The organism is Streptomyces sp. NPDC060049, from assembly GCF_042736715.1.
Classification (GTDB): Bacteria; Actinomycetota; Actinomycetes; order Streptomycetales; family Streptomycetaceae; genus Streptomyces.
In genome coordinates this window covers 42581-69450 of the sequence record NZ_JBHWVV010000001.1, presented here as the reverse complement: position 1 = coordinate 69450, position 26870 = coordinate 42581, and the positions used below count along the sequence as shown (strand labels likewise).

General features: G+C 72.4%; 24 protein-coding genes. 16 read left to right on the top strand and 8 right to left on the bottom strand.

Annotated features, from left to right (window positions below; translation table 11 throughout):
* Positions 1 to 53: 53 nt before the first annotated feature.
* A complete protein-coding gene (locus ACFWBY_RS00290; protein WP_385337889.1) occupies positions 54 to 284 on the bottom strand; it encodes a DUF4287 domain-containing protein in 231 nt (76 codons plus the stop codon).
* Positions 285 to 385: 101 nt separating this feature from the next.
* Here ACFWBY_RS00290 and ACFWBY_RS00285 point away from each other — a divergent pair, with 101 nt between their 5' ends.
* Positions 386 to 763 (top strand): hypothetical protein, encoded by a 378-nt coding sequence (locus ACFWBY_RS00285; RefSeq protein WP_385337892.1) that lies wholly within the window; start codon positions 386 to 388, stop codon positions 761 to 763.
* Here the strand turns inward: ACFWBY_RS00285 and ACFWBY_RS00280 are convergent.
* The 3 genes from ACFWBY_RS00280 to ACFWBY_RS00270 all read right to left on the bottom strand — a co-directional run bounded on the left by ACFWBY_RS00280 (position 747) and on the right by ACFWBY_RS00270 (position 4302).
* On the bottom strand, positions 747 to 1559 hold the full coding sequence (locus ACFWBY_RS00280; protein ID WP_385338035.1) for a hypothetical protein: 813 nt from the start codon (positions 1557 to 1559) through the stop codon (positions 747 to 749). The genes ACFWBY_RS00285 and ACFWBY_RS00280 overlap by 17 nt on opposite strands.
* Before the next feature lie 315 nt (positions 1560 to 1874).
* Entirely contained in the window at positions 1875 to 3095 is a 1221-nt protein-coding gene (locus ACFWBY_RS00275; protein ID WP_385337894.1) for an acetyl-CoA C-acetyltransferase, read from the bottom strand.
* 67 nt (positions 3096 to 3162) lie between these two features.
* Positions 3163 to 4302 carry an SGNH/GDSL hydrolase family protein gene (locus ACFWBY_RS00270; protein WP_385337897.1) on the bottom strand — a complete coding sequence of 380 codons (1140 nt, stop codon included), beginning with the start codon at positions 4300 to 4302 and terminating at the stop codon, positions 3163 to 3165.
* 157 nt (positions 4303 to 4459) lie between these two features.
* Here ACFWBY_RS00270 and ACFWBY_RS00265 point away from each other — a divergent pair, with 157 nt between their 5' ends.
* Complete coding sequence (locus tag ACFWBY_RS00265; protein ID WP_385338038.1) at positions 4460 to 5845, top strand: cystathionine beta-synthase; 1386 nt, start codon at positions 4460 to 4462, stop codon at positions 5843 to 5845.
* A gap of 366 nt (positions 5846 to 6211) precedes the next feature.
* Here the strand turns inward: ACFWBY_RS00265 and ACFWBY_RS00260 are convergent, their stop codons facing one another.
* Positions 6212 to 6595: a hypothetical protein gene (locus ACFWBY_RS00260; protein WP_385337900.1), complete on the bottom strand. Its 384-nt coding sequence runs from the start codon at positions 6593 to 6595 to the stop codon at positions 6212 to 6214.
* A 211-nt stretch (positions 6596 to 6806) separates the two neighbouring features.
* Between ACFWBY_RS00260 and ACFWBY_RS00255 the strand changes: the two genes are divergently transcribed.
* Entirely contained in the window at positions 6807 to 7649 is an 843-nt protein-coding gene (locus tag ACFWBY_RS00255; protein ID WP_385337904.1) for a MurR/RpiR family transcriptional regulator, read from the top strand.
* A gap of 58 nt (positions 7650 to 7707) precedes the next feature.
* Here ACFWBY_RS00255 and ACFWBY_RS00250 read toward each other — a convergent pair whose 3' ends face one another.
* Positions 7708 to 9060 (bottom strand): diaminopimelate decarboxylase, encoded by a 1353-nt coding sequence (locus tag ACFWBY_RS00250; RefSeq protein ID WP_385337907.1) that lies wholly within the window; start codon positions 9058 to 9060, stop codon positions 7708 to 7710.
* 104 nt (positions 9061 to 9164) lie between these two features.
* Between ACFWBY_RS00250 and hutU the strand changes: the two genes are divergently transcribed.
* The 8 genes from hutU (at position 9165) to ACFWBY_RS00210 (ending at position 19092) form a co-directional block, all read left to right on the top strand.
* Positions 9165 to 10829, top strand: coding sequence for a urocanate hydratase (gene hutU / locus ACFWBY_RS00245; protein WP_385337909.1), 1665 nt, complete (start codon positions 9165 to 9167; stop codon positions 10827 to 10829).
* Positions 10829 to 12055, top strand: a complete 1227-nt coding sequence (locus ACFWBY_RS00240; protein WP_385338041.1) for an allantoate amidohydrolase — start codon at positions 10829 to 10831, stop codon at positions 12053 to 12055. Before hutU ends, ACFWBY_RS00240 begins: the two co-directional genes overlap by 1 nt.
* Positions 12046 to 13410, top strand: a complete 1365-nt coding sequence (locus ACFWBY_RS00235) for a formimidoylglutamate deiminase (protein ID WP_385337911.1) — start codon at positions 12046 to 12048, stop codon at positions 13408 to 13410. Before ACFWBY_RS00240 ends, ACFWBY_RS00235 begins: the two co-directional genes overlap by 10 nt.
* A 125-nt stretch (positions 13411 to 13535) precedes the next feature.
* The gene (hutI, locus tag ACFWBY_RS00230; RefSeq protein WP_385337913.1) at positions 13536 to 14714 is read left to right on the top strand and encodes an imidazolonepropionase; all 1179 of its coding nucleotides are present in this window, start codon (positions 13536 to 13538) and stop codon (positions 14712 to 14714) included.
* 175 nt (positions 14715 to 14889) lie between these two features.
* Positions 14890 to 15567, top strand: a complete 678-nt coding sequence (locus ACFWBY_RS00225; protein WP_385337916.1) for an LPXTG cell wall anchor domain-containing protein — start codon at positions 14890 to 14892, stop codon at positions 15565 to 15567.
* A 17-nt stretch (positions 15568 to 15584) separates the two neighbouring features.
* Positions 15585 to 16640 carry a hypothetical protein gene (locus tag ACFWBY_RS00220; protein ID WP_385337919.1) on the top strand — a complete coding sequence of 352 codons (1056 nt, stop codon included), beginning with the start codon at positions 15585 to 15587 and terminating at the stop codon, positions 16638 to 16640.
* Positions 16637 to 17854 (top strand): hypothetical protein, encoded by a 1218-nt coding sequence (locus tag ACFWBY_RS00215; protein WP_385337921.1) that lies wholly within the window; start codon positions 16637 to 16639, stop codon positions 17852 to 17854. Before ACFWBY_RS00220 ends, ACFWBY_RS00215 begins: the two co-directional genes overlap by 4 nt.
* A 14-nt stretch (positions 17855 to 17868) precedes the next feature.
* On the top strand, positions 17869 to 19092 hold the full coding sequence (locus tag ACFWBY_RS00210) for a hypothetical protein (protein WP_385337924.1): 1224 nt from the start codon (positions 17869 to 17871) through the stop codon (positions 19090 to 19092).
* Between the two features lie 75 nt (positions 19093 to 19167).
* Here the strand turns inward: ACFWBY_RS00210 and ACFWBY_RS00205 are convergent, their stop codons facing one another.
* Positions 19168 to 20664: a peptide MFS transporter gene (locus tag ACFWBY_RS00205; protein ID WP_385337927.1), complete on the bottom strand. Its 1497-nt coding sequence runs from the start codon at positions 20662 to 20664 to the stop codon at positions 19168 to 19170.
* Between the two features lie 490 nt (positions 20665 to 21154).
* On the opposite strand from ACFWBY_RS00205, the gene ACFWBY_RS00200 reads away from it, so the two are divergent.
* On the top strand, positions 21155 to 21832 hold the full coding sequence (locus ACFWBY_RS00200; protein WP_385226684.1) for a response regulator transcription factor: 678 nt from the start codon (positions 21155 to 21157) through the stop codon (positions 21830 to 21832).
* 38 nt (positions 21833 to 21870) lie between these two features.
* Positions 21871 to 23136, top strand: a complete 1266-nt coding sequence (locus ACFWBY_RS00195) for an ATP-binding protein (RefSeq protein WP_385337930.1) — start codon at positions 21871 to 21873, stop codon at positions 23134 to 23136.
* Between the two features lie 13 nt (positions 23137 to 23149).
* Here the strand turns inward: ACFWBY_RS00195 and ACFWBY_RS00190 are convergent, their stop codons facing one another.
* Entirely contained in the window at positions 23150 to 23683 is a 534-nt protein-coding gene (locus ACFWBY_RS00190) for a GtrA family protein (protein WP_385337933.1), read from the bottom strand.
* A 220-nt stretch (positions 23684 to 23903) separates the two neighbouring features.
* On the opposite strand from ACFWBY_RS00190, the gene ACFWBY_RS00185 reads away from it, so the two are divergent.
* Genes ACFWBY_RS00185 through ACFWBY_RS00175 form a run of 3 tightly spaced genes read left to right on the top strand, consistent with a single transcriptional unit; the run spans position 23904 to position 26754 of the window.
* Entirely contained in the window at positions 23904 to 25022 is a 1119-nt protein-coding gene (locus ACFWBY_RS00185; protein ID WP_385338043.1) for a 5-(carboxyamino)imidazole ribonucleotide synthase, read from the top strand.
* Positions 25019 to 25555: a 5-(carboxyamino)imidazole ribonucleotide mutase gene (gene purE, locus ACFWBY_RS00180; RefSeq protein WP_385337936.1), complete on the top strand. Its 537-nt coding sequence runs from the start codon at positions 25019 to 25021 to the stop codon at positions 25553 to 25555. Before ACFWBY_RS00185 ends, purE begins: the two co-directional genes overlap by 4 nt.
* Positions 25552 to 26754, top strand: a complete 1203-nt coding sequence (locus ACFWBY_RS00175) for a dipeptidase (protein WP_385337938.1) — start codon at positions 25552 to 25554, stop codon at positions 26752 to 26754. Before purE ends, ACFWBY_RS00175 begins: the two co-directional genes overlap by 4 nt.
* Positions 26755 to 26870 lie beyond the last annotated feature (116 nt).

The window sequence follows — 26870 nt, the reverse complement described above, 5'->3', positions numbered from 1 at the left end:
GGGGGGTGGGGATCGGGCGGCGGATCGGGGACGGGACGGGGGCAGGGGCTCGCTCAGCCGAACTTGCGGGCGGCCCTGCGCAGGTCGTGCTCGTGGATGATCGCCTTCGCCTGGCCGTACGAGAGCTCATGCGCCCCGCGCAGCCAGCTGACCTTCTCCTCGAACCGGACGAGGGAGGGGCCGTCGTCCACGGTGCGGAGCCAGTCGGAGAGTTCACGACCGGTGGTCTGGGGGATTCTGTCGATCATGTTGCGGTGTGTCTGCTCGGAGAACTCTACGGACATGGGCGCCTCCGGAGGTATCGCCGTGCTGTTCTCTTCACGCCACCGTGCCGGAGAGTTCGCCCGTTGGCAATGGTGCGTGACCGGCGCGTAAGGTCGGCCGCGTGCTCGATACCTCACCCCTGACCGCCGTTGTGGAACGTTTCGCCGACCGGCTGCGGGCCGCGCCGCAGAGCCGGCTCCAGCGGGGCGCCGCCCAGGTGGCGCTGGAACTGGCCCGGGAGCTCTCCGCGAGGGCGCAGCGGCTGGAGGCGGCCGCCGACGGCCTCGGGGACGCCGCGGGGGCGGCTCCGGCGCGGGAGATGCCGGACGTGGGGATCTTCGTCGTCGGGGACCAGGTGGCCGTGGCCGGGACGGACCTCGCGCAGGCCCTGCGCGCCGCGGGGCACCAGGCGGCCGCGAACGGCACGAAGGCCCCGTCCGAGGCGCTGGACGAGGCCGTTCGACTGGTGGAGCTGGCGGAAGTCAGAGCGATGCGATGACGCGGTCCGCGAGGATGTAGACGTTGCTGTCCGGGTCCTCGGCGTCGCCGCAGGAGAAGGTCAGGGCGTAGGCGCCGGAGATCCCCGAGCCGCCCAGCAGGACCGGCGCGCTGCCCGAGCGGAGGGCCTCGGCCAGCCGCTCGGCCGTCTCCCGGTGTCCCGGGGTCATGCAGAGCGTGGTGCCGTCCGTGAAGACGTACACGTCGAGGGTGCCCAGCGGGCCGGGGCGGACGTCCGCGAGGGCCGTACGCGCCTCCGCGAGCTCCTCCAGGCGGTTCACGGTGCGCTCGTGGTCCGCGCCGGCGTACGAGGCCTGGGCGGGCACGAAGTCGGGGTGCGAGGGGTGGCGCCGACGGGCGGCGGCCAGCTCGGCCGAGTCCTCGGGGTAAGCCGTGTACTCGTCGACCTCCTCGCCCAGGATCGGCTCCAGGCCGACCATGTCCACCTGCCGGGGCAGGAAGACCGGGCCGTCCTCGCCGAGGCCGGACAGGCCGCCCAGCAGCGAAGGGGCGTCGGCGGCGTCACGGGACTCCTGCGCGGCCCAGAAGGCCCGCGCTTCGGCGAGCTCGCGCTCGCGCTCCTCGGCCAGGGCCTCGGCGACGGCGGCTCGTATCTCGGCAGCCGGGGACTCCACGGCGCTGCGGGCGTGCGGAACGGTCACACCGCGGGGGTGCGCCGAGACGGCCAGCTCACCGCGCAGGGCGGTGACCTGCTTGCGCAGGCCGTTGACGGCGTGCAGCGCAGCAGCGCCCACGGCCGTGGCAGCGGCCGTGGTCAGCAGTAGGGCAAGAGACATGGCGCTCACTGACTAACTCCTGATTGATTCGATCCCCCGACTTCCTACATCAGCTTGTCCCGCCCTGGGAATGGCTTGCAGTGCATTACGTCATGAATTGGACAGGTCTTTCGTCCTGACGCCCCCGCGGAGATGCAGCCTGACCTGCGAAAACAATGATCCCCCAGGACTAAGGTCACATCCTGGGGGACATTTGGTCACAGAATGGCCGCGACAGGATTAGATTCGACGTCAGTACGCCGTACGGGATCAAGCGGATCCCGTACGGCGCCTGGCATCGGGCCTTGATCCCGACGTGCCGGGCGGTGCCGGGGGTCAGCTCAGGCGCTCGATCACCATGGCCATGCCCTGCCCGCCGCCCACGCACATCGTCTCGAGGCCGAACTGCTTGTCGTGGAACTGCAGGCTGTTGATCAGCGTGCCCGTGATGCGCGCGCCGGTCATCCCGAACGGGTGACCGATGGCGATGGCCCCGCCGTTGACGTTCAGCTTCTCCAGCGGGATGTCGAGGTCCCGGTAGGAGGGGATCACCTGGGCCGCGAAGGCCTCGTTGATCTCGAACAGGTCGATGTCGCCGACGGTCAGGCCCGCTCGCTGCAGCGCCTGCTTGGAGGCCTCGACCGGGCCCAGGCCCATGATCTCGGGAGACAGGCCGGTGACGCCCGTGGAGACGATCCGGGCCAGCGGGGTCAGGCCCAGCTCGCGGGCCTTGGTGTCGCTCATGACGACCAGCGCGGCCGCGCCGTCGTTCAGCGGGCAGCAGTTGCCGGCGGTGATCAGGCCGTCGGGGCGGAAGACGGGCTTGAGGCCCTGGACGGCGTCCAGGGTGACCCCGGCGCGCGGGCCGTCGTCCAGCGAGACGACCGTGCCGTCCGGGGTGGTGACCGGGGTGATCTCGCGGGCCCAGAAGCCGTTCTTGATGGCTTCCTCGGCCAGGTTCTGCGAACGCACGCCGAACTCGTCCATGTCGGCGCGGGTCACGCCCTTGAGGCGGGCCAGGTTCTCGGCGGTCTGCCCCATCGCGATGTACGCGTCGGGGGTCTGGCCGTCCTCGCGCGGGTCGTGCCAGGAGGAGCCGGTGCTCTGGGCGACCGCGGCCGTACGGGCCTCGGAGTCGGCGAAGAGCGGGTTGTGCGTGTCCGGCAGGCCGTCCGAGGAGCCCTTGACGGTCCGCGACACCATCTCGACGCCCGCGGAGATGAAGACGTCGCCCTCGCCCGCCTTGATGGCGTGCAGCGCCATCCGGGAGGTCTGGAGCGAGGAGGCGCAATAGCGGGTGATCGTGGTGGCGGGCAGGTGGTCCATGCCCATCTGCACCGCGACGATCCGGCCGAGGTTGTGGCCCTGCTCGCCGCCCGGAAGGCCGCAGCCCAGCATCAGGTCGTCGATCTCGCGGGGGTCAAGGCCGGGGACCTTGGCGAGGGCGGCCTGGATGACCGTCGCGGTGAGATCGTCCGGGCGGACGTCCTTGAGGGATCCCTTGAAGGCGCGCCCGATCGGCGACCGGGCGGTGGAAACGATGACGGCTTCGGGCATCGGGGCTCCAAGGGAGGTGGTGTCGTACCGGGACCGCATGCGAAGTTACCGCCCCGTACCGTCGAGGTCACTGCCCATGGGATGTGACTCCGGTCGCTCTGGAGGACCCGCCGGACGCATCCCCGCCGGGCCCCGACTTCCTTCCGGGCCCCGCCGCTCCCGTCTTTCCGGCCCCCGCCGCCCCGCCCGCGGCGGGCGGGACGGCGTGCGCGGGGTCCGTGGGGGCCGCGAGGTCCTCGCCCGGTACCTGCCGGCGCCGCCGGTGCTTGAGCAGGGCCCACGGCCCGCGCGCCCCCGTCACCTCGGTACCGGCCTGCCCCGCGGCCGCCGACGCGGCCTTCGCCACGGGAAGCATGTCCTCGTCCCGCGACACGTCCAGGCGGTCCGACTCCGGCCAGACGCCCAGCGCCGCGCACAGGGTCGGCAGCACGGCCATCGCCGCCGTCGCGTACCCCTCCGCGGAGGGGTGGTAGGAGTCCGGGCCGAACATCTCGCGCGGGTTCGCGGCGAACTCCGCCCCCATCAGGTCACCGATCGAGACGGTACGGGCGCCGAGCGCGACCACTCCGATCGTCTGGGCGGCCGCGAGCTGGCGCGAGACGCGGCGGGCCAGCCACCGCAGCGGCTGGTACACCGGCTCGATGGTGCCGAGGTCGGGGCAGGTGCCGACGACGACCTCGGAGCCCGCGAGCCGCAGCCGGCGCACGGCCGAGGTTAGCAGCCGCACCGACTGGGTCGGCGGCATCCGGCGGGTCACGTCGTTCGCACCGATCATGATCACGCAGACGTCCGGGGCGGGCCCGTCACCGTCCAGCAGCAGCCCCGTCTGCCGGTCCAGGTCGTCGGACATGGCCCCGGAGAGCGCCACGTTGCGCAGCTCCACCGGCCGCTCGGCCACCGCCGCCAGCCCCGAGGCCAGCAGCGCGGCCGGGGTCTGCCGCGCCCGCCGCACGCCCAGCCCGGCGGCCGTGGAGTCACCCAGCATGCCGAAGCGCAGTGGACCCGGACTCAGCTCCGGGCCGCCGAACTCGCTCCCGTACAGCCCGTCCGCGCGCGGCGGGTCCGCCAGCCCGGTGCCGACCGTCCGCTTCGCGAACTGCATCTCGGCCACGACCAGTCCCACCGCGGCGGCCCCTACGAGCCCCAGACCGCCCCCGCCGTACGCCGCGCCCGCCGCGATCCGGCGTGCCGTCCTCGCCCTGGACATCCTTCAAGCCACCTCCTCGCCCTCACGGCCGGTTCCGTGCGCCGTCCCACGGTCCTGTCGATCTACCTGCCCTGTACTGCCTGTCGGTCAATCCCTTTCCGCATAGTCTGAAGGTGCCTCCCGGAGAACCCGTGGAGTCCCCTCCTTGGAGAACATGGTGCAATTCCACGACTCGATGATCAGCCTCGTCGGCAACACCCCGCTGGTGAAGCTCAACCGTGTGACCGAAGGCCTGCAGGCCACCGTCCTTGCCAAGGTCGAGTACTTCAATCCCGGCGGCTCGGTGAAGGACCGCATCGCGGTCCGGATGATCGAGGCCGCCGAACAGAGCGGAGCGCTCAAGCCCGGCGGCACCATCGTGGAGCCCACGAGCGGCAACACGGGTGTAGGACTCGCCATCGTGGCCCAGCAGAAGGGCTACAAGTGCATCTTCGTCTGTCCTGACAAGGTGTCCGCGGACAAGATCAACGTCATGCGCGCCTACGGCGCGGAGGTCGTGGTCTGCCCCACCGCCGTGGACCCCGAGCACCCGGACTCGTACTACAACGTGTCCGACCGCCTGGTGCGCGAGACCCCCGGCGCCTGGAAGCCCGACCAGTACAGCAACCCGAACAACTCCCGCTCGCACTACGAGACCACCGGTCCCGAGCTGTGGGAGCAGACGGACGGGAAGATCACCCACTTCGTGGCCGGCGTCGGCACGGGCGGCACGATCTCCGGTACCGGCCGTTACCTCAAGGAGAAGTCCGACGGCCGCGTGAAGGTCATCGGCGCCGACCCCGAGGGCTCGGTGTACTCCGGCGGCTCGGGCCGGCCGTACCTCGTCGAGGGCGTCGGCGAGGACTTCTGGCCGACCGCCTACGACCCGGACGTGACCGACGAGATCATCGCGGTGTCCGACAAGGACTCCTTCCAGATGACCCGGCGCCTCGCGAAGGAGGAGGGGCTGCTCGTCGGCGGCTCCTGCGGCATGGCGGTCGTCGCCGCGCTGCGGGCGGCCGAGGGCCTCGGCCCGGACGACGTGGTCGTCGTCCTGCTCCCGGACAGCGGGCGCGGCTACATCAGCAAGATCTTCAACGACGAGTGGATGGCCGGGCACGGCTTCCTGGAGGACGCAGGCCCGTCCGCCCGCATCCGCGACGTGCTCGCCGACAAGGCGGGCGGCATCCCGTCCCTGGTCCACATGCACCCCGAGGAGACCGTCGGGGAGGCCATCGAGGTGCTGCGCGAGTACGGCGTCTCGCAGATGCCCATCGTCAAGCCGGGCGCCGGTCACCCCGACGTGATGGCGGCCGAGGTCATCGGCTCGGTGGTCGAGAAGGAGCTGCTCGCGGCGCTGTTTGCGCAGCGCGCCTCCCTCGGTGACCCGCTGGAGAAGCACATGAGCGCGCCGCTGCCGCAGGTCGGCTCCGGCGAGCCCGTGTCCGAGCTGATGGCGGTGCTCGGCGAGGCGGACGCGGCGATCGTGCTGGTCGAGGGCAAGCCGACCGGCGTGGTGAGCCGCCAGGACCTGCTGGCGTTCCTGGCGAAGGGCGCCAAGTAGCCCTTACGGGGCCGCACGCGGCCGACGCGCGAACGGTACGGGCCCGACACGTGACGGCAGTACCCGCTTAACACGCCTGGGGCACAGTGGTGTTCGTCGGCGGGAGCCCGGGAGACCGGGCCCGGCCGGCACCACGAACGGCGTCGGCGCACCTCCGGAGCGGCTCCCGGACCGCGTGGGCGTCACGGACGCGCGGACGGCCCTGACCCGGCCCGTGTCCTTCGCGGGGACCGCCGTCGTCCCGCCCCCGGGCAACCGGGGTGCGGCGGTTCCCGCACCGAACGGCGAGATCCCCCCGGACCCGGTCCGGGGGGATCTTCGCGTCGGCGGCGGCTCCGCGGGTTCGCGGTCCCGCGCCGGGCGCGGTCAGTCCCGCGGGTCCCCGGTGCGGCGGCGGCGCGGGAAACCGGCGGCGTGGATGTAGGAGACGCCCAGGATGCCGAGCCAGACGACCACCAGACCGCTCAGGCGCGCCTGGGCGGCTCCGATCGCGGAGAGCGGCACCGCCAGGACGAGGGTGATGATCGCGAAGCCGAAGCGTTCGCCGAAGTTGCCGTCCTGCGAGGACCGCGCCGTGCCGCGGGACCCTCCGCGGGCCGCGGACAGGCGTTCCTCCGCGAGGCGCCGGCGCACCTGCGTGTCGACCTTCTCGACGAACGAGTCGACCAGCGCGGCCTCGTACTCCGGACCCAGCTCCCGCCGGGCGTCGAGCGTGGCGTCGAGTTCCTTCTTCAGCTCCTGGGACTCCATGCCGCCACCCTAGGAACCGCCGCCCGCGGCCGCACTGGGGCTAGCCCCCGTATCGCACCGGGGCGACCTGAACCAGCGTGTCGCCGGGCGGGGGGAACGGGGTCCCGGCGGGTCTCGGATCGCGGGCGCGGGTTGCCGTCCTGCATAACCGCATGCAGAGTGCTCCGTGACTGAATATCTCACCGGTGACGGGCGGGACGGAGGGGGACGGATGAGTGAGAGCCCTGCGGCGCGGCTGCAGAAGCTGTTCGAGGGCCACCGGCTGACGCCGACCCAGCGGCGCATCGCGCACTGCATGGTGCGCGGAGCGGCGGAGGTGCCGTTCCTGTCGAGCGTGGAGCTCGCCGAGCTGGCCGGTGTGAGCCAGCCGTCGGTGACCCGGTTCGCGGTGGCACTGGGCTTCGACGGCTATCCGGCGCTGCGCAAACACCTGCGGGAGGTGGCCCCCGCCGCACGGGCCGGGGTCGCGGACGAGGACGCGTACAACGAGTACCAGCAGGCCGTGCAGGGCGAGATCGAGAACCTGCGGCAGCTCTCCGCCATGCTCGCCGACCCGTCGCCGGTGCGGGAGGCGGGGCGGCTGCTGGCCGCGTCGCGCCCGCTGCCGGTACTGGGGCTGCGCGCGGCGTCCTCGCAGGCGCGCGGGTTCGCGTACTTCGCCGCGAAGGTCCACCCCGACGTGCGGCTGCTCGACGAGGGCGGCTCGATGCTCGCCGACCGGATCGACGCGGCGGCGGCCGCCGGGGCCTCGGCCCTGCTGTGCTTCGCGCTGCCGCGGCACCCGAAGGAGGTCGCGGAGGCCCTGGAGCACGGGCGGGCGGCCGGGCTGACCGTGGTCACGGTCGCCGATTCGGCCTTCGCCCCGGTGGCCCGCCACTCGGACCTGCTCATCCCGGCGCCCGTCGGTACCGGCCTGGCCTTCGACACGGCGTGCGCGCCGATGCTGCTGGGACGGGTGCTGCTGGAGGCGATGGCGGACGAGCTGCCGGACGCGCAGGCGCGGCTGGAGGCCTTCGACGCGCGGGCCGCGGCGCGGGGCCTGTTCGTCGAGTGAGCCCCCTGACGTCCGGCGGCGCCCCGCCCCGCAGGCGGCAAGATCCGGAAGAGACGGCCTAGAGCAGGGCGTCGCGGAGGGCCGCGCCCGCCTCCGCGGTGATGTCGGACAGGGACTGCGCCGGCCGGGCCAGGGTGAAGCGGACGTCGCCCGCCGGGGTCACCGTGAAGCCGTGGACCGCCGGCCGCGGGAGGCTGTTGTAGCCGTAGTGGACGGTGAAGAAGTACGCGCCCGTGTCCGGGACCGCCACCAGGTCCCCCGGGGACAGGGACGGCAGCTCCCGCGCGGCCGCCAGGAGGTCGCCCGCGAAGCAGGCGGGCCCCGCGACGTCCTGGGCGACGGGCGGGCCGGTCAGGGGGTGGCCCTTGGCGTCGTAGGGCAGGATCCGCAGCGGCCAGGCCGCCGGCGCGTACACCGTGCGGGTGGCCAGCTGCACCCCCGCGTGCGTGAGCGCGATCGGACGGCCGCCGGCGGCCTTCGTGTACTCCACCCGTGAGAGCACCAGCCCGTGCTTGGCCGTCAGGGACCGGCCGAACTCGGTCACCAGGCCGTACGAGCCGTCGAAGAGGGCGGGGACGGCTTCCCGCAGGGCCGCCGCGTACTGCGCGTACGTCGGCGTCTCCTCGTCCGAGGTGAAGTTCACCGGCAGTCCGCCGCCGATGTCCAGGGTGTCGACCTGCTGCCGCCCGGCCGCCGCGTTGATCTCCTCGGCCAGCGCGTGCAGCTCCCGCACCCCTTCGGCGATCAGCGGGAGCGGAACGCCCTGGGAGCCGGAGTGCGTGTGCAGGCGGGTGAGCCAGGGCCGGTCCGCGTACGCCCGTACGAGCCATGCGCGGGCGCCGGGATCGCGCAGGGCGATGCCGAACTTCGAGGTCGCCGTGGCGGTGGAGAGGGCGTCGATGGTGCCCGCGCCGGTCTGCGGATTGATCCGCACGCCGATCGGGGACCGGGTGGGGGCGGCGGCGACGAGGGCGTCGAGCCGCTCCAGCTCCTGGCGGTTGTCGGCGTTGACGGCGATGCCCAGGGCGAGGGCGTCCCGCAGCTCCGCGGCCGTCTTGGCGGGGGAGTCCAGGACGGTGCGCTCCGGCGCGACCCCGGCGGCGCGGGCCAGGGCCAGCTCGCCGGGGCTGGCCACCTCGCAGCCGATCCCCGCGTCGGCGAGCAGCCGCAGGACCGGCACGAGCGGCGCGGCCTTGACCGCGAAGGCGTGCAGGACGGGGGTCCCGGGGGCGAGGGCGTCGGCGAAAGCGCTGGTCAGTGCTGCTGCGGAGGCGCGGATGCCGGCCACGTCGAGCAGGCAGACCAGCGGCGAGACCTCGTCGATCAGGCCCTGTTCCACGGCGGCCCGTACGGCCCGGTCACGCCGCTCGGCGGTGGCTCCGGCGGCCTGTACACGCGTTTCGACTGCCATATCCCCCATCTCATCATCCGGCGCGGCACACCGCAGCTGTTGACTGAATCTATTCAGGGAGTAAGGATGTGAATAGATTGACCAACATCGGAGGAGGCACCGCCATGTCAGGACCCCGCCCCGTACGGGCCGCACGAGGTACCGAGCTGAGCACCCTGGGATGGCAGCAGGAGGCCGCGCTGCGGATGCTCCAGAACAACCTCGACCCCGAGGTCGCCGAGCACCCCGACAAGCTCGTCGTCTACGGCGGCACGGGCAAGGCCGCGCGCGACTGGCGCTCGTACGACGCGATGGTCCGCACCCTGCAGACCCTCAAGCAGGACGAGACGATGCTCGTCCAGTCCGGCCGCCCGGTCGGCGTCATGCAGACGCACGAGTGGGCGCCGCGCGTCCTGCTCGCCAACTCCAACCTGGTCGGCGACTGGGCCAACTGGGAGGAGTTCCGCCGCCTGGAGAACCTGGGCCTGACCATGTACGGCCAGATGACGGCCGGTTCGTGGATCTACATCGGCACCCAGGGCATCCTGCAGGGCACTTACGAGACCTTCGCGGCCGTGGCCGCCAAGAAGTTCGGCGGCACGCTCGCCGGCACCATCACGCTCACCGCCGGCCTCGGCGGCATGGGCGGCGCCCAGCCGCTCGCCGTGACCATGAACGACGGCGTCGCCATCTGCATCGACGTCGACCCGCGCGCCATCGACCGCCGCATCGAGCACCGCTACCTGGACGTCCGCGCCGACAACCTGCGCCACGCCCTCGCCCTCGCCGTCGAGGCGCGCGACGCCCGCAAGCCGCTCTCCATCGGCCTGCTCGGCAACGCCGCCGACCTCCTCCCGCAGATGCTCGCGGAAGGCGCCCCGATCGACATCGTGACGGACCAGACCTCCGCCCACGACCCGCTCGCCTACCTGCCCGTGGGCGTCGACTTCGACGACATGGCGGCCTACGCGGCCAAGGACCCGGCCGGCTTCACCACCAGGGCCCGCGAGTCGATGGCCACGCACGTCGAGGCCATGGTCGGCTTCATGGACGCGGGCGCCGAGGTCTTCGACTACGGCAACTCCATCCGCGGCGAGGCCCAGCTGGCCGGCTACGACCGCGCCTTCGCCTTCCCGGGCTTCGTCCCCGCCTACATCCGGCCGCTGTTCTGCGAGGGCAAGGGCCCCTTCCGCTGGGCGGCGCTCTCCGGCGAGGCCTCGGACATCCACAAGACCGACAAGGCGATGCTGGAGCTCTTCCCCGAGAACGAGTCCCTGCACCGCTGGATCAAGATGGCCGGCGAGCGCGTCCACTTCCAGGGCCTGCCCGCGCGCATCTGCTGGCTGGGCTACGGCGAGCGCGACAAGGCCGGCGAGCGCTTCAACGAGATGGTCGCCGACGGCACCCTGGCCGCGCCCCTGGTCATCGGCCGCGACCACCTGGACTGCGGCTCGGTGGCCTCCCCGTACCGCGAGACCGAGGCCATGCTCGACGGCTCCGACGCGATCGCCGACTGGCCGCTGCTCAACGCCATGGTCAACGTCGCCTCCGGCGCGTCCTGGGTCTCCATCCACCACGGCGGCGGCGTCGGCATGGGCCGCTCCATCCACGCGGGCCAGGTCACGGTCGCCGACGGCACGAAGCTCGCGGGCGAGAAGATCCGCCGCGTCCTGACCAACGACCCGGGCATGGGCGTCATCCGCCACGTCGACGCCGGCTACGACATCGCGGAGTCCGTGGCGGACGAGCGGAACGTCCGCGTCCCGATGCGCGAAGGCGACCAGGCGTGATGCAGGAAGCCGCCGCCGGAGCCTCGTTCCACGAGATGTGGAGCGAGCTCCGGCCCATCGGCCGCGACGCGGGCAGCGGCGGGTACCGCCGGTACGCGTGGACCGGCGCCGACGCCGACTGCCGGAGCTGGTTCCAGGCGCAGGCCCGGGCGCGCGGGCTCGCGTACGAGACCGACCGCAACGGCAACCAGTGGGCCTGGCTCGGCGACCCCCTCGCGGGGGACGCCGTCGTCACCGGCTCCCACCTGGACTCCGTCCCCGACGGCGGGGCCTTCGACGGCCCCCTCGGAGTGGTCTCCTCCTTCGCGGCCCTGGACGAACTCCGCAGGAGGGGAGCGGAGTTCTCCAGGCCGCTGGCCATCACCAACTTCGGCGACGAGGAAGGGGCCCGCTTCGGCCTCGCCTGCGTCGGCTCCCGGCTCAGCGCCGGACAGCTGACCAAGGAGAAGGCCTACGAGCTCCGCGACGCGGACGGCATCAGCCTTCCCCGTGCCATGGAGGCGGCCGGATACGACCCCGAGACCATCGGCGCCGATCCCGAACGCCTCGCCCGCATCGGCGCCTTCGTCGAACTGCACGTCGAGCAGGGGCGCGCCCTGGACCTCTCCGGGGACCGGGTCGGCATCGCCTCGGCGATCTGGCCGCACGGCCGCTGGCGCTTCGACTTCCGGGGCGAGGCCAACCACGCGGGGACCACCCGCCTGGTGGACCGCCGCGACCCGATGCTCACCTACGCGCAGACCGTGCTCGCGGCCCGCGCCGAGGCGACCCTCGCCGGCGCCGTGGCCACCTTCGGGAAGATCTCCGTCGAACCCAACGGGGTCAACGCCATCCCCTCGCTCGTGCGCGGCTGGCTCGACTCCCGGGCCGGCGACCAGGCCACCCTCGACACGGTCGTCACCGCGATCGAGAAGGCCGCCCGCGAGCACGCCGACCGGGACGGGATCGACCTGGACATCGTCCGGGAGTCCTTCACCCCGGTCGTGGAGTTCGAGCACGCCCTGCGGGACGAGCTGAACCGGATCCTGGGCGGGGAGCTCCCCGTCCTCGGCACCGGCGCGGGACACGACGCCGGAATCCTCTCGGCGGCCGTCCCGACCGCGATGCTGTTCGTACGGAACCCCACCGGCGTCTCCCACTCCCCGCGGGAGTCCGCCGACGAGGACGACTGCGTCGCAGGCGTCCTCGCCCTCGCCGACGTACTGGAAGGCCTCGCGTGCCGCTGAAGACGTACTGGCTGGAGCACGCCTGGCTCGGCACCCATGTCGAGCCGGGCGTCGCCCTGGACGTGTCCACGAGCGGCTCCGCCGCGGGAGCGAACGACGGGCGGATCGCCGCCCTGCGGACCGGGACCCCCACCCCGCCCCCGGGCGCGGAGGTCCTGCGGGGCCTGACCGTCCCCGGCCTCGCCAACGCGCACAGCCACGCCTTCCACCGGGCCCTGCGCTCCACCGTGCAGGTCGGCTCCGGGACGTTCTGGACCTGGCGCGACTTCATGTACAAGGTCGCCCAAAACCTCACCCCCGAGAGCTACTTCGACCTCGCCCGCGCCGTCTACGCCGAAATGGCCCTGGCCGGCGTCACGGCCGTCGGAGAGTTCCACTACGTCCACCACGCCCCCGGCGGAGTCCCCTACGCCGATCCCAACGCCATGGGCGAGGCCCTGATCGAGGCCGCCGCCGCGGCCGGCATCCGGATCACGCTCCTGGACACGGCGTACCTCTCGGCGGGCTTCGGCGAGGCGCCCAACCCCCACCAGCTCCGCTTCTCCGACGGCACCGCGGACGCCTGGGCCGAGCGGGTGTCCGCCCTCAAGCCCCGCGAACACGCCCTGATCGGCGCCGCGATCCACTCCGTCCGCGCCGTGCCCGCCGGACAGCTCGCCACCGTGGCCGGCTGGGCCGAGGAGCGCCGGGCCCCGCTGCACGTCCACCTCTCGGAGCAGACCGCCGAGAACGACGCCTGCCAGGCCGCCCACGGGCGTACGCCGACGCAGCTGCTCGCCGACCACGGCGTGCTCGGCCCGCGCACCACCGGCGTGCACAACACGCACCTGACCGACGCCGACATCGCCCTCCTCGGCTCCACCACCACCGGCACCTGCATGTGCCCCACCACCGAACGCGACCTCGCCGACGGCATCGGCCCGGCCACCCGCCTCCAGCGCGCGGGCAGCCCCCTCTCGCTGGGCAGCGACAGCCACGCCGTCATCGACCTGCTCGAAGAGGCCCGCGCGATGGAGCTCAACGAGCGGCTCCGCAGCCGTACGCGCGGCCACTGGACGGCGAACGCCCTGCTGAGCGCGGCCACCGCCGACGGCCACGCGGCCCTGGGCCGACCCGACGCGGGGCGGCTGGAGGCGGGCGCGCTCGCGGACTTCACCACGATCGCCCTGGACTCCGTACGCACGGCCGGTCCGCTGCCGAGGCTCGGTGCCGAGACGGCCGTCTTCGCCGCCACGGCGTCGGACATCCGCCACACCGTGGTCGGCGGCCGCCACATCGTCCGAGACGGCCACCACACCCTCGTCCCGGACGTGCCGTCGGCCCTGGCAGAGTCCATCGAGGCCCTCCGCGCCTGACGTTGCCCTTCCCCCACCCCGAAAGATCCAGCCCCGCCGGCGTTCGAGGCGCGGGGTCTGGGGCTGAGCCCCAGGAAACGGCGAAAGGGCGGGGTGGGGCAAGGAACCCTCTGAGAGGAACCCCCATGACCACCACCGTCATCACCAACATCGGCAGCCTCGTCACCAACGACCCCGCCCTCGGCGACGGCACCCCCCTCGGCCTGATCGGGAACGCGGCTGTCGTCGTCGAGGACGACAAGATTGCCTGGGTCGGCCCCGCCGACAAGGCCCCCGCCGCCGACGCCGCGTACGACGCGCACGGCCGCGCCGTCATCCCCGGCTTCGTCGACTCCCACTCCCACCTGGTCTTCGCGGGTGACCGCACCGCCGAGTTCAACGCGCGCATGTCCGGCCGCGCCTACTCCGCCGGCGGCATCCGCACCACCGTCGCCGCCACCCGCGCCGCCTCCGACGCCGAGCTGGAGGCCAACCTGGTGCGCCACCTCGACGAGGCCCGCCGCCAGGGCACCACCACCTTCGAGACCAAGTCGGGCTACGGCCTGACCGTCGCCGACGAGGCCCGCGCCCTGCGCATCGCCGCCGCGCACACCGAGGAGGTCACCTACCTCGGTGCGCACATCGTCTCCCCGGACTACGCGGACGACCCGGCCGGCTACGTGGACCTGGTCACCGGCGAGATGCTGGCCGCCTGCGCCCCGTACGCCCGCTGGGTGGACGTCTTCTGCGAGAAGGGCGCCTTCGACGGGGAGCAGGCCCGCGCGATCCTGACGGCCGGCGCGGCCGCCGGGCTGATCCCGCGCGTCCACGCCAACCAGCTCTCCCACGGCCCCGGCGTGCAGCTCGCCGTGGAGCTGGAGGCCGCTTCCGCCGACCACTGCACCCACCTCACCGACGCCGACGTGGACGCCCTCGCGCAGGCCGCGTCGACCACGGTGGCCACCCTGCTGCCCGGCGCCGAGTTCTCCACGCGCGCCCAGTGGCCCGACGCGCGCAGGCTCATCGACGCGGGCGCGACCGTCGCCCTGTCCACGGACTGCAACCCGGGCTCCTCCTACACGAGTTCGATGCCGTTCTGCATCGCGCTCGCCGTCCGCGACATGCGGATGACCCCCGACGAGGCCCTGTGGTCCGCCACCGCCGGCGGCGCCCGCGCGCTGCGCCGCGGCGACATCGGCGCCGTCACCGCCGGGGCCCGCGCGGACCTGGTCCTGCTCGACGCCCCCAGCCACGTCCACCTCGCCTACCGGCCCGGCGTCCCGCTGGTCTCCGCCGTCTGGCAGAAGGGCCGCAAGACGCTCTGAACCCCCCGGGCCACCGGGGAACGGGACAGCGCCGGCGTGATCCGCGGCCCCTCGGCGGGCCGCCGATCCGGCGCTGTCCTTTGTCTTCCCTCCGTAAGGCCCCGGGCGTACCTTGACCCCCAAATCTGATGTGCCGTCAGTAACTTGTGGCCCAAGGTTCGAGGGGAAGACGAAGGTGTCCGACCGGAAACGCTCCACCGCGCTCGCGCTGGCCTCCGCGCTGGCGGGAACGGCGGTCCTGCTGGCCGCCCCCGCGGCCCAAGCCGCCGTGATCGACGTCCAGTACGACTGCAAGACCCCCATCGGGGACAAGTCGGCGGTCTCGCCCATCGACATCAAGGCCGTCAAGGAGGGCAGCGGCTACAAGCTGACGATGACCTTCCAGAAGGGCGTCTCCTCCAGCCCCATCGAGCTCGGCAAGGGCGCGATGACCCCCAGTGCCGTCATCCTCGTCGACGGCGCGGAGAAGGCTTCCGTCCCGGTCTCCGGCCCGCCCAACCCCGAGGCCGTGCCCGCCGAGACGCCCATCAAGATCACCGACCTGTCGGGCACCTACACGCCCAAGAAGAGCGGCAAGGTCACCTTCACCGCGGGTGTCCTCACGATCAAGGCCATGGGCACGACGACCACCTGCACGCCCGGCAACAGCCCCAAGGCATCCCTCGAGATGGACGTGGAGGGCCCCGCGGGCGCCGCCGCGCAGTCCGGCTCCGCCCCCACCGACGGCACGCTCCCGCAGACCGGCCCCGAGGACTCCGCCATCGCGCTGGGCACCCTCGGCGCCACCGTGCTGCTCTCCGGCGCCGCCGGCGTGCTCTGGCTGACCCGGCGCGGCCAGCGGGCCCGGTCCTGAACGGAGCACCCCCGGTCATGTGCGCGCTCAGCGCTCCCGGCGCCCCCGGCCGGCCCACCCGCCGCGGCCCCGGCGCGCCCCGGCGGTCCGGCGCGCTCCTGCTCGCCGCCGTCGCCGCCACCCTGCTCCACGGAGCGGCGGCCTCCCCGGCCGCCGCCGACGAGCCCGGCTGGACGGCCGCGCCCGTCGCCGGCGGCGCGCCCGCGGCGGCGTCCCGGCCCGGGGCCCGCCCGTACTTCTACCTCGCGGGCACCTCCGGCACGGTGCTGGAGGACCGCCTCGCCCTGGACAACACCAGCGACCAGGAGCACACCGTCACCCTGCGCGGGGCCGACGCCTACAACACGGCGGGCGGTGCCTTCGCGGTGCGCCCCGCCAAGGAGTCCACGGGCGCGGGCCTGTGGATCGCCTTCGGCCCGGGCGCCACGGTCAAGGTCCCGGCGCACACCCGCGCGGTGGTCCCCTTCACCGTCACCGTGCCGGCCGGCTCGCCGCCCGGCGACCACCCGGCCGCCGTCGTCGCCACCGAGGCCGGACGCGAGGTGGGCGTACGGGTCCACCTGCGGGTCGGCGGCCCGGCGCTGGCGGCGCTCACCGTCGAGGACGTCGCCGTACGCGGCAAGGGCGCGTCCGCGCGGGTGGCCTACACCCTGGTCAACCGGGGCAACGTGGCCCTCGCACCCGAGCTCTCCCTCCGCGCGGAGGGCACCTTCGGCGAGGTCGCGGGCCGCAGCGCCCGCACCCTGCCCGTCGAGGTGCTGCCCGGCCAGCGGGTGGAGCTGAGCGAACCCTGGCCCGGCGCACCGGTCTTCGACCGGGTCGCCCTGACCCTCACCGTCACCGCCCCCGGCGGCGCCCGCGCCACGGGGAGCACCTCGGCGTGGTTCGTGCCCTGGGGGATCGCGGGCCGGACCGGGGTGGGGCTGCTCGGCCTTGGCGCAACCGCGGGCATCGCGCTGCTGCTCGTACGCAAACGGCGGATACGGGCCGACGACCGGCACGGGCCGCCGAAGCACGGGAGCCCCGAACACGCCGCAGCACCGGACCACGAGTTGACGGGAGCATCCAGGTGAGCGCCAGAGCCGGTGGGAGTCGCGGCGGCAAGGTCAGGGCCCTCGCCGCGGCGGGACGCGCGGCGCTGGCAGGACTCGCGGTGTGCGCCCTGGCGCTGTCCGCGGCGCCCCCGGCCGCCGCGGACGACGCCAAGCCCGCCGTGGCGCTCTCGCTGAAGGAGGCCGTCAAGGGCACCGAGCTGTCCGTCACCGGTACAGGTTGGCGGCCCAAGACCATGGTGATGCTGCTGGTCTGCGGTCAGAACATGATCGGCGGCACCAACAGCTGCGCCAACGCCGACGGCATCGCCGTCTCGGTCGCCGACGACGGGCACTTCTCCGCCCAGCTCCCGGTGGTCGCCCCGCCCAAGCCCTGCCCCTGCGTCGTCAACGTCACCTCCGTCAACGGGGACCAGTCCACCGTCGCCGCCCCGCTGAAGATCACCGACCACCCGGTGGCCGAGCTGCCCGCCGAGGGCGGCACCGCCCGCCTCGCGATGCTCACCGGTGTCCGGCTCAAGGGCGAGGACGGGGTGCTGACCTGGTTCGGAGCCCCGCCGGAGCGCACGTTCACGGTGACCGTCGGCAATCTGGGCTCCGCGCCGGTCAAGGACCCGGTCTTCCAGCTCGGCACCGCCCACGGGGTGTTCGCGCCGATCTGGGAGGAGGTCCGCTGGAAGGGCACGATCGCGCCCGGCGGCAAGGCGGAGATCGCCCTTCCCGCAGCCCTGTCCGCGGGCGCCCACGGCGACTACACGCTCTCCCTCAAGTACGGCGAGACGGTCGTGGCCACGCAGCCCTGGGGCGTGGACCGCCCGTACGGGGTGCTGCTGTTCTGGGGCCTGCTCCTCGTCGTGATCCCGGCCGCGGTCTTCCGGATCGGCATGGCCGTCGTCGACAAGGTCCGCCCGCGCGAGCCCGCCGGCGGCCGCCACCGGGGCCCCCGGCTGCCCGACGCGGCGGCGGTGACCGCCCGGCTGCCCAGGATCCCGGCCGTACGGGGTCCCGCGCGCGGTTCCCTGCGAGGTCCCGGCCCGGCCCGGCCCGAGCCGGCGGGCGAACCCCCTCAGACCACCACGGCGGTACTGCCGTGGTTCACCCCGGACAGCGCGCCGGGGACCACCGCACCATCCGAATCACCAGCACCAGAGGCACCAGAGGCACCACAGGCACGACAGGCACCACAGGCGTCCGCACCGTCTGAGAACAGTCCGACGACGAAAGGACCATCGTGAGGACCCAACGGAGGGTGAGCGCGGCCGCGGTCGCGCTGCTGTTCGGCGGCGCGGGCATCCTGCTGGCGGCTGGCCCCGCCCAGGCGGCCGACGTCTCCTACAAGGTGGAATGCGTTCCGCCGGCGGGCGGTGGCGGCCCGGTCCAGGGCACGACCACGGCCTCGGTCACGGCCCCGGCCACGGCCAAGGTGGGTGACGAGATAGAGGTGGTCTGGAAGACCGTCAAGCCGGCCTCCAACAACACCGACCTGATGGACCTGCCCAAGGACAGCATCAAGCCGATCGGCTACGCGAAGGTCGCCGGCGCGCAGAGCGGCGAGCTGAAGATGGAGGGGACGCGGACCAACCCGCCGATCCCCAAGAAGTCGCCGATGACCATCTCCGACATGAAGGCCAAGCTCAAGCTGACCAAAGCCGGGGACGTCACCATCTCACCCGGCAAGTACGACGTGGACTTCAGCGGCCTGCTCACCCACTGCACTCCGCAGGAGCCCGCCGGAGTCGGCGTCACCATCAAGGTCACCGAGGGCGGCGGCTCCACCACCGGTACCCCGTCGACCACGGGCAGCACCACCAGCGGTGGCGGCGGCGGCCAGAGCGACTTCCCGGGCAAGCCCGTCGAGGTCGCCTACGACTGCGGCAGCTTCCTTCCCGGGGGCATCAAGACGCCGGTGACGATCAACGCCAAGAAGAACGGCGGCACCTACGACCTGACGGTCAAGACCGCGAAGGGCGCGATGAAGAGCCCGGCGCCGCTGCCGGCGGGGGCCCTCAAGCCCTCGATGAACATCAAGATCGGTGGTGGTGACAGCGGCATGGTCAAGGTCTCCGGCCCTGCCAACGCGGCGCCGATCGGAGCGGGCGACCCGGTCACGCTCAGCGACATGACCGGTACCTACAAGCCGGGCAAGACCGGAAAGGCGACGCTGAGCCCGGACCAGCTGACGATCGACGTCGTCATGGCCCCCGGAGCCACCCCGATCGTGGTGCCCTGCACCGCGACCACCACCGGCGTCTCCCTGGAGCTCGACACCACCGCCCAGGAGGGCGGCGCCGGCTCGCCCGGCGCCACGGGCAACACCTCCACGGGCAGCGCCTCCTCGGGCAACCTCGCCGAGACCGGCGCCGAGGACGAGGGCGGCATCAAGGCCCTGGCCCTGATCGCCGGCACGGTGATCCTGCTCGGCGCGGCCGTGTTCACCTTCACCCCTTGGCGCCGCCTGCGCGGCACGAGGTAACGGTTACCCGGACGAACGGCAGCGGCCCGGCACACCGTGCGGTGTGCCGGGCCGCTGCCCGCGTCAGGGGGTGCGTCAGTGCACGCCACCCATGAGCGGCTGGACCTTCTTGCGGTACATGTAGATCGCGATGCCGGCGAGGACGGCGAGCACGCCCTGGGTGGCGAACCAGCCCTGGGTGTCCGTCGGGGCGCCGAGCAGCTGGAGCAGCGCGATGGTCGAGTCACCCGCGGTGACCGCGAGGAAGAAGACACCCATCATCTGGGAGGCGTACTTCTGCGGCGCCAGCTTGGTGGTCAGCGACAGGCCGACGGGGGAGAGGGTGAGCTCACCGACGGTCTGGATGAAGTAGACGCCGACCAGCCACATCGGGCTGACCTTCGTGTCGCCGGTGGCCAGACCCTGGGCCATCATCATGACGCCGAAGGAGACACCGATCATGACCAGCGCGAAGGAGAACTTCGCGAGGGTGGTGGGCTCCTTGGAGCGGCGGGCCAGGGCGATCCACAGCATGGCGAACAGGGGCGCGAGCGCCATCACGAACAGCGGGTTCAGCGACTGGAACCAGCTCTCCGGGAAGTTGAAGCCGAACAGCGTGCTGTCCGTGCTGTCCTTCGCGAACAGGGCCAGCGTGGAGCCGGTCTGGTCGTAGATCGCCCAGAAGATCGCGGCGGCGGCGAAGAACCAGACGTACGCCGACATGCGGGAGCGCTCGACGCTGGAGAGGTCCTTGTCGCGCTTGATCCGCAGGATCGCCCAGGCCGGAAGGATCAGGCCGGCGATGGTCAGCGGCCACAGGGCGTAGTTGATCGTGAAGATTCCGGCCAGGCCGATGATCGCGTAGGCGGCGGCGGCGACGCCGAGCCAGATCAGGCCCTTCTTGAGGACGGAGGACTTCTCGGCGGCGCTCAGCGGGCTCGGAACCGTGTTCGAGACCGGGTTCAGGTGGCGGAAGCCGAAGAAGTAGAAGGCGAGGCCCACGGCCATGCCGACACCGGCCATGGCGAAGCCCAGGTGCCAGTTGACCTTCTGGCCGACCCAGCCGATGGTCAGCGGGGCGAAGAAGGCACCGAGGTTGATGCCCATGTAGAAGATCGTGAAGCCACCGTCACGACGGGGGTCGTTCTTGTCGGTGTACAGCTGGCCGACCATCGTGGAGATGTTGGCCTTGAGCACACCGGAACCGGCGGCGATGAGCGCCAGGCCGATGAAGAACGAGACGGTCGAGGGCACGGCCAGCAGGAAGTGACCCGTCATGATCACGACGCCGGCGACGGCCACGGCCTTGCGGGCACCCAACACGCGGTCGCCGAGCCAGCCGCCCGGGAGGGCGAGCAGGTAGACCATCGCGTTGTAGACGGAGTAGATCGCGACCGCGGTCGCGTCGTTCATCCCGAGACCGCCGTCGGCCACGTTGGTGGCCAGGAAGAGCACGAGGAGCGCGCGCATGCCGTAGAAGCTGTAGCGCTCCCACATCTCCGTCATGAAGAGGAAGGCGAGGCCGCTGGGGTGGCCGAGGAAGGTCTTCTCGGTAGACGGGTCCGCCGAGTCCTTCGTCAGGCTGGAAGCCATGGTCGATCCTTGCTTGCTCGGGACGCGCGGCTTCGTGAGCTCAACGGCGCCCGGTGAGGAGTGGCCGGTACCGGCGGAGGCTGTCCCGACCCCACGCCCGGGGGTCTCGCTCCGTCGGAGCGGGACGAGGGAACATCCGTCACCGGGATCCACGCCCCGTCGCGCTTCTTCGCGCGCAGGGCCCGGCCCATAGGTCATTCACTGTCATCCGGCCCGGAACGGGCGTGCGATAACAATGCCTGTCCGATCAGGACAGAAATAGAGACTTTCGGCTTGTTCTGGCGCGAAAGTCCCTGAGGTAGTGCATGGGGCGTCTCGACACCATACGACACGACAGTGCCGCATATGAAAGTACTTGAGAGATGGATCACAAGGTGAGGGTGGAACCATCTGGGTACATTCGAAGGTGGGTAGTAGTTTATAAGCCCAGTTCGGAAGGGGTCTGCAGGCAGGCCTCTTCTTTCCCCCCGTGCGGACTACCATCACCCACATGACGCGTGTACTGCTCGCCGAGGACGACGCATCCATCTCGGAACCCCTGGCCCGCGCCCTGCGCCGGGAAGGGTACGAGGTCGAGGTCCGGGAAGACGGCCCCACGGCCCTGGACGCGGGACTGCAGGGCGGCGTCGACCTCGTCGTCCTGGACCTGGGCCTGCCGGGCATGGACGGCCTGGAGGTCGCCCGCCGCCTGCGCGCCGAGGGCCACGGCTTCCCCATCCTGGTCCTGACCGCCCGCGCCGACGAGGTCGACACGGTCGTCGGCCTGGACGCGGGCGCCGACGACTACGTGACCAAGCCCTTCCGCCTCGCCGAACTGCTCGCCCGGGTCCGGGCCCTGCTGCGCCGCGGCGCCACCGAGGCCGCCCAGGCCCCCGCCACCCACGGGGTGCGGATCGACGTCGAGTCGCACCGCGCGTGGATGGGCGAGGAGGAGCTCCAGCTCACGGCCAAGGAGTTCGACCTCCTGCGGGTCCTCGTCCGCGACGCGGGCCGGGTCGTCACCCGCGACCAGCTGATGCGCGAGGTCTGGGACACCACCTGGTGGTCCTCCACCAAAACCCTCGACATGCACATCTCCTGGCTCCGCAAGAAGCTCGGCGACGACGCCGCCAACCCCCGCTACATCGCCACCGTCCGGGGCGTCGGCTTCCGCTTCGAGAAGAGCTGAGCCGCTTTCCCCGCCCCCTCTGGGGCATCCTCTAAGCCATGCGCCGCCGTCTGATCAACTCCACGCTCGCCGTGGTGCTCGTCGTCATCGCCGTCTTCGGCGTCTCCCTCGTCATCGTGGAGACCCGCACCATCACCAGCAGCGCCCAGGACCGCATCGAGTCCGAGGCGCTGCGGCTGGTGGGCATCGTCGAGGGCAGCGTCCTCGAGAAGCGGCCCGTCGACGCCGAGGCACTCGCCGAGCAGCTCGACAGCGGCCGGTACGCGCGGATCACGATCCCCGGCCGCCCGACCGTCGAGATCGGCCCGAGGACCGACGACAGCGTCATCCGGGGCACGGCGCGCGGCGAACAGGGCGAGGTCGTGGTCGTCGAGGAACCCCGCTCCACCGTCACCAAGGAGGTCGGGCGGACCCTGGCCGTGGTCGGCGCCGTCGCGCTGCTCGCCGTCGTGGCGGCCGTCCTGCTCGCCGTACGCCAGGCCAACCGCCTCGCCTCCCCGCTCACCGACCTCGCCGAGACGGCCGAGCGCCTGGGATCGGGCGACCCGCGCCCCCGGCACAAGCGGTACGGGGTCCCCGAGCTGGACCGGGTCGCGGACGTACTGGACTCCAGCGCCGAGCGGATCGGGCGGATGCTCACCGCCGAGCGGCGCCTGGCCGCGGACGCCTCGCACCAGCTGCGGACCCCGCTGACGGCCCTGTCGATGCGGCTGGAGGAGATCACGGTCACCGACGACCTGGAGACCGTCCGGGAAGAGGCCACGATCGCCCTCACCCAGGTGGAGCGGCTCACCGACGTCGTGGAGCGGCTCCTGACGAACTCCCGCGACCCCCGTACGGGCTCGGCGGTCCCCTTCGACCTCGACGAGGTCGTCAAACAGCAGCTGGAGGAGTGGCGCCCCGCCTACCGCAGCGCCGGCCGGGCCGTCGTGCGCTCCGGCAAGACCGGGATCCGGGCCGTCGGTACCCCGGGCGCGGTCTCGCAGGTGCTCGCGACCCTCGTGGAGAACTCCCTCATGCACGGGGGCGGCACCGTGGCGCTACGGACCCGCGTGATCGGGAACCAGGCCGTCCTGGAGGTCACCGACGAGGGGCCCGGGGTCCCGGCGGACCTCGGCAACCGGATCTTCGAGCGGGCCATCAGCGGCCGGAACTCCACCGGCATCGGCCTCGCGGTGGCCCGGGACCTCGCCGAGGCGGACGGCGGCCGCCTGGAACTGCTCCAGACGCAGCCACCGGTGTTCGCGCTGTTCCTCAGCCGGACCGCGCCCGACCGCACCGAACCCGAGCAGACGGTCCGCTGACCGGCCGGCCGGGTCAGTTCGCGGCGGCTTCCGGGGTCCGCGCCGGGGCCTGGACCTGGCCGTCGCGCTGCTCGACGACCAGTGAGGCCGCGGCCTGCGCGGGCAGGGCCTTGAAGACCCAGGTCCGGTAGGACCAGAAGCGGAACACGGTGGCGATGGCGATGCCCGAGAACTTGAAGAAGTTCGAGGCCAGCGGGCCGTCCCAGTGGAAGCCGTAGGTGGCCGCGAACAGGATGCCGTTCTCGATGACCAGCCCGATCGCGCTGAAGGCGATGAAGAGCGACAGCTCCCGGGTGCGCCCGGCCCCGGTGTGGTCGGCGCGGTCCCGGTAGGCGAAGTAGCGGAAGCCCAGGTAGTTCGTGGTGATGGCGACCAAAGTGGCTATCACGCTCGCGCGCACCACCTGGAGGTCCGTGACGTGGCGGATCAGGTTGAAGACGCCCAGGTTGACCAGGACCCCCAGCCCGCCGACGGCACCGAACCTCGCGACCTCGCGCGCGAGCCCGCGCACGCGGTCGAGGACAGATCCGTTCTCCGGCTCGCTCATATGAGGCTTCAGTCCTGTCCCTCGGGCCCCCCGTATGAGGCGTCACGCGTTCTTCTGCGGTTCGCCCATGTTAAGTGTCGCCCCGTTGGTACGTCTGCGCCTTCGGACACCGTGCGACACACGGCACACTCGCCCGCCCGCACCGGGTACCGGCCAGGGCGTGTCCGGATGGCGGAATACCGCCGGATACTCTGGTGGGGTGACGTTCCCGGTAGTCGGCATGGTCGGCGGCGGACAGCTCGCCCGCATGACCCACGAGGCGGGTATCCCCCTCGGCATCAGATTCAAGCTCCTCAGTGACACCCCACAGGACTCGGCGGCCCAGGTCGTGAGCGACGTCGTCATCGGCGACTATCGCGACTTGGAGACCCTGCGCGCCTTCGCGCGCGGCTGTGACGTGATCACCTTCGACCACGAGCACGTGCCCATCGAGCACCTGCGGGCCCTGGAAGCCGACGGCGTCCCCGTCCGCCCGGGGCCCGACGCGTTGGTGCACGCCGCGGACAAGGGGGTGATGCGCGCCAAGCTCGACGAGATCGGCGCGCCCAGCCCCCGCCACCGGATCGTGAGCGATCCGGCGGACGCGGCTGCCTTCGCGCAGGAGGTCGGCGGCTTCCCCGTCATCCTCAAGACGGTGCGCGGCGGGTACGACGGCAAGGGCGTGTGGTTCGTCCGCACGCCCGAGGACGCCGAGGCTCCGTTCAAGGCGGGCGTCCCGGTCCTGGCCGAGGAGAAGGTGGACTACGTCCGCGAGCTCGCGGCCAACATCGTGCGCTCCCCGCACGGCCAGGCGGTTGCCTATCCCGTCGTGGAGTCCGTCCAGGTGGACGGCGTCTGCGACACGGTGATCGCCCCCGCGCCGAACCTCTCCGAGGAGCTGGCGGGCGAGGCCCAGGCACTGGCCCTGCGCATCGCCAAGGAACTGGGGGTCACCGGCCACCTGGCCGTGGAGCTCTTCGAGACCACCGACGGCCGGATCCTGGTCAACGAACTGGCCATGCGCCCGCACAACAGCGGCCACTGGACCCAGGACGGCGCCGTCACCTCCCAGTTCGCCAACCACGTGCGGGCCGTCCTGGACCTCCCCCTCGGCGACCCGCGCCCCCGCGCCCGCTGGACGGTCATGGCGAACGTCCTGGGCGGGGACTACCCCGACATGTACGCGGCGTACCTGCACTGCATGGCCCACGACCCGCAGCTGAAGATCCACATGTACGGCAAGGACGTGAAACACGGCCGCAAGGTCGGCCACGTCAACACCTACGGCGACGACCTGGACGATGTGCTGGAGCGAGCACGTCACGCAGCCGGCTATCTCAGAGGAACCATCACCGCATGAGCACCTCCGCAGCAGCTCCCGTCATCGGCATCGTCATGGGCTCGGACTCCGACTGGCCCGTCATGGAGGCGGCCGCCCAGGCCCTCGACGAGTTCGAGATCCCCTACGAGGTCGACGTGGTCTCCGCCCACCGGATGCCGCGCGAGATGATCGCGTACGGCGAGCGGGCCGACGGGCGCGGCCTGAAGGCGATCATCGCGGGCGCGGGCGGTGCCGCCCACCTGCCCGGCATGCTCGCCTCCGTCACCCCGCTGCCGGTCATCGGCGTACCGGTCCCGCTGAAGTACCTCGACGGCATGGACTCGCTCATGTCGATCGTCCAGATGCCCGCCGGGGTTCCCGTCGCCACCGTCTCGGTCGCCGGAGCCCGCAACGCCGGGCTGCTCGCCGTACGGATGCTGGCCGCCCACGACACGGAGCTGCTGGCCCGCATGCGCGAGTTCCAGCAGGACCTGAACGACCAGGCCACCGAGAAGGGCAAGCGGCTGCGTACGAAGGTCGCCGGCCAGGAGTCCTTCGGATTCGGCAAGTGAGCGCTGTCGCGGCGAGCACCGCCCGCCACCTGGACGAGGCGCGCGAGCTGCTCGCCGAGTACCCGGTGGTCGACGGACACAACGACCTGCCCTGGGCGCTGCGCCAGACCGTGCGCTACGACCTGGACCGGCGGGACATCGGCCGCGACCAGACGGGGCACCTGCACACCGACATCCCCCGGCTGCGCGCCGGCGGGGTCGGCGCGCAGTTCTGGTCGGTCTACGTGCGCTCCGACTACGCGGGCGACGAGGCGGTCAGCGCCACCCTGGAGCAGATCGACGCCGTCGCCCAGCTGATCGACCGTTACCCGCGCGACCTGGTGCGGGCCCTGACGGCCGACGACATGGAGGCGGCCCGCGCGGACGGCCGGATCGCCTCCCTGATGGGCGCCGAGGGCGGGCACTCCATCAACAACTCGCTCGCCACGCTGCGCGCGCTGCACCAGCTCGGCGTGCGGTACATGACGCTCACGCACAACGACACCATCGACTGGGCGGACTCGGCGACCGACGAGCCCCGGCACGGCGGCCTGAGCGACTTCGGCCGCGAGGTCGTCCGCGAGATGAACCGCGTCGGCATGCTCGTCGACCTCTCGCACGTCGCCGAGACGACGATGCGCGACGCGCTCGCCGTCTCGGCCGCGCCGGTCGTCTTCTCGCACTCCTCCGCCCGCGCGGTCTGCGACCACGTGCGCAACATCCCCGACGACGTGCTGGCGCTGCTGCCGGCCAACGGCGGGGTCGCGATGGCCACCTTCGTGCCGAAGTTCATCCTCCCGGCGGCCGTCGAGTGGACCCTGGCCGCCGACGAGAACCTGCGGGCGCACGGCTACCACCACCTCGACACCACCCCGGCGGCGATGGACCTGCACCGGGCCTTCGAGGCGGGGCGCCCGCGCCCGGTGGCCACGGCCGCCACGGTCGCCGACCACCTGGACCACATGCGCGAGGTGGCCGGCGTCGACCACATCGGCATCGGCGGGGACTACGACGGCACCGCCTTCACCCCGTCCGGGCTCGACGACGTGGCCGGGTACCCCAACCTGGTCGCCGAGCTGCTGGCGCGCCGCTGGTCGAAGGCAGACCTGGCCAAGCTGACCTGGTCCAACGCCGTACGGGTGCTGCGCGACGCCGAAGCGGTGGCGCGCGAGCAGTCGGCGGCCCGGGGCCCGTCCAACGCGGTTCTCGCCGGCGCCTGACCGGCCCGCCCGGCGGCTGTGGGACCCGGCGACGTGCCGGTTACACCCGAACGCCCCATCCGCCGGGCGCCTGCCGCGTCCCACGTGTCACGGTGGCCACATTCCCCTGCTTCTCT

Bases quoted from the DNA above. Each gene is read 5' to 3' on its own strand.
- hutI (WP_385337913.1), top strand. From the start codon at position 13,536: ATGACCACCACCGTCATCACCAACATCGGCAGCCTCGTCACCAACGAC.
- ACFWBY_RS00250 (WP_385337907.1), bottom strand. From the start codon at position 9,060: ATGGCAGTCGAAACGCGTGTACAGGCCGCCGGAGCCACCGCCGAGCGG.
- ACFWBY_RS00200 (WP_385226684.1), top strand. From the start codon at position 21,155: ATGACGCGTGTACTGCTCGCCGAGGACGACGCATCCATCTCGGAACCC.
- ACFWBY_RS00185 (WP_385338043.1), top strand. From the start codon at position 23,904: ATGGTCGGCGGCGGACAGCTCGCCCGCATGACCCACGAGGCGGGTATC.
- ACFWBY_RS00275 (WP_385337894.1), bottom strand. From the start codon at position 3,095: ATGCCCGAAGCCGTCATCGTTTCCACCGCCCGGTCGCCGATCGGGCGC.
- purE (WP_385337936.1), top strand. From the start codon at position 25,019: ATGAGCACCTCCGCAGCAGCTCCCGTCATCGGCATCGTCATGGGCTCG.
- ACFWBY_RS00255 (WP_385337904.1), top strand. From the start codon at position 6,807: ATGAGTGAGAGCCCTGCGGCGCGGCTGCAGAAGCTGTTCGAGGGCCAC.
- ACFWBY_RS00280 (WP_385338035.1), bottom strand. From the start codon at position 1,559: ATGTCTCTTGCCCTACTGCTGACCACGGCCGCTGCCACGGCCGTGGGC.
- ACFWBY_RS00270 (WP_385337897.1), bottom strand. From the start codon at position 4,302: ATGTCCAGGGCGAGGACGGCACGCCGGATCGCGGCGGGCGCGGCGTAC.
- ACFWBY_RS00195 (WP_385337930.1), top strand. From the start codon at position 21,871: ATGCGCCGCCGTCTGATCAACTCCACGCTCGCCGTGGTGCTCGTCGTC.
- ACFWBY_RS00220 (WP_385337919.1), top strand. From the start codon at position 15,585: ATGTGCGCGCTCAGCGCTCCCGGCGCCCCCGGCCGGCCCACCCGCCGC.
- ACFWBY_RS00205 (WP_385337927.1), bottom strand. From the start codon at position 20,664: ATGGCTTCCAGCCTGACGAAGGACTCGGCGGACCCGTCTACCGAGAAG.
- ACFWBY_RS00260 (WP_385337900.1), bottom strand. From the start codon at position 6,595: ATGGAGTCCCAGGAGCTGAAGAAGGAACTCGACGCCACGCTCGACGCC.
- ACFWBY_RS00190 (WP_385337933.1), bottom strand. From the start codon at position 23,683: ATGAGCGAGCCGGAGAACGGATCTGTCCTCGACCGCGTGCGCGGGCTC.
- hutU (WP_385337909.1), top strand. From the start codon at position 9,165: ATGTCAGGACCCCGCCCCGTACGGGCCGCACGAGGTACCGAGCTGAGC.
- ACFWBY_RS00240 (WP_385338041.1), top strand. From the start codon at position 10,829: ATGCAGGAAGCCGCCGCCGGAGCCTCGTTCCACGAGATGTGGAGCGAG.
- ACFWBY_RS00290 (WP_385337889.1), bottom strand. From the start codon at position 284: ATGTCCGTAGAGTTCTCCGAGCAGACACACCGCAACATGATCGACAGA.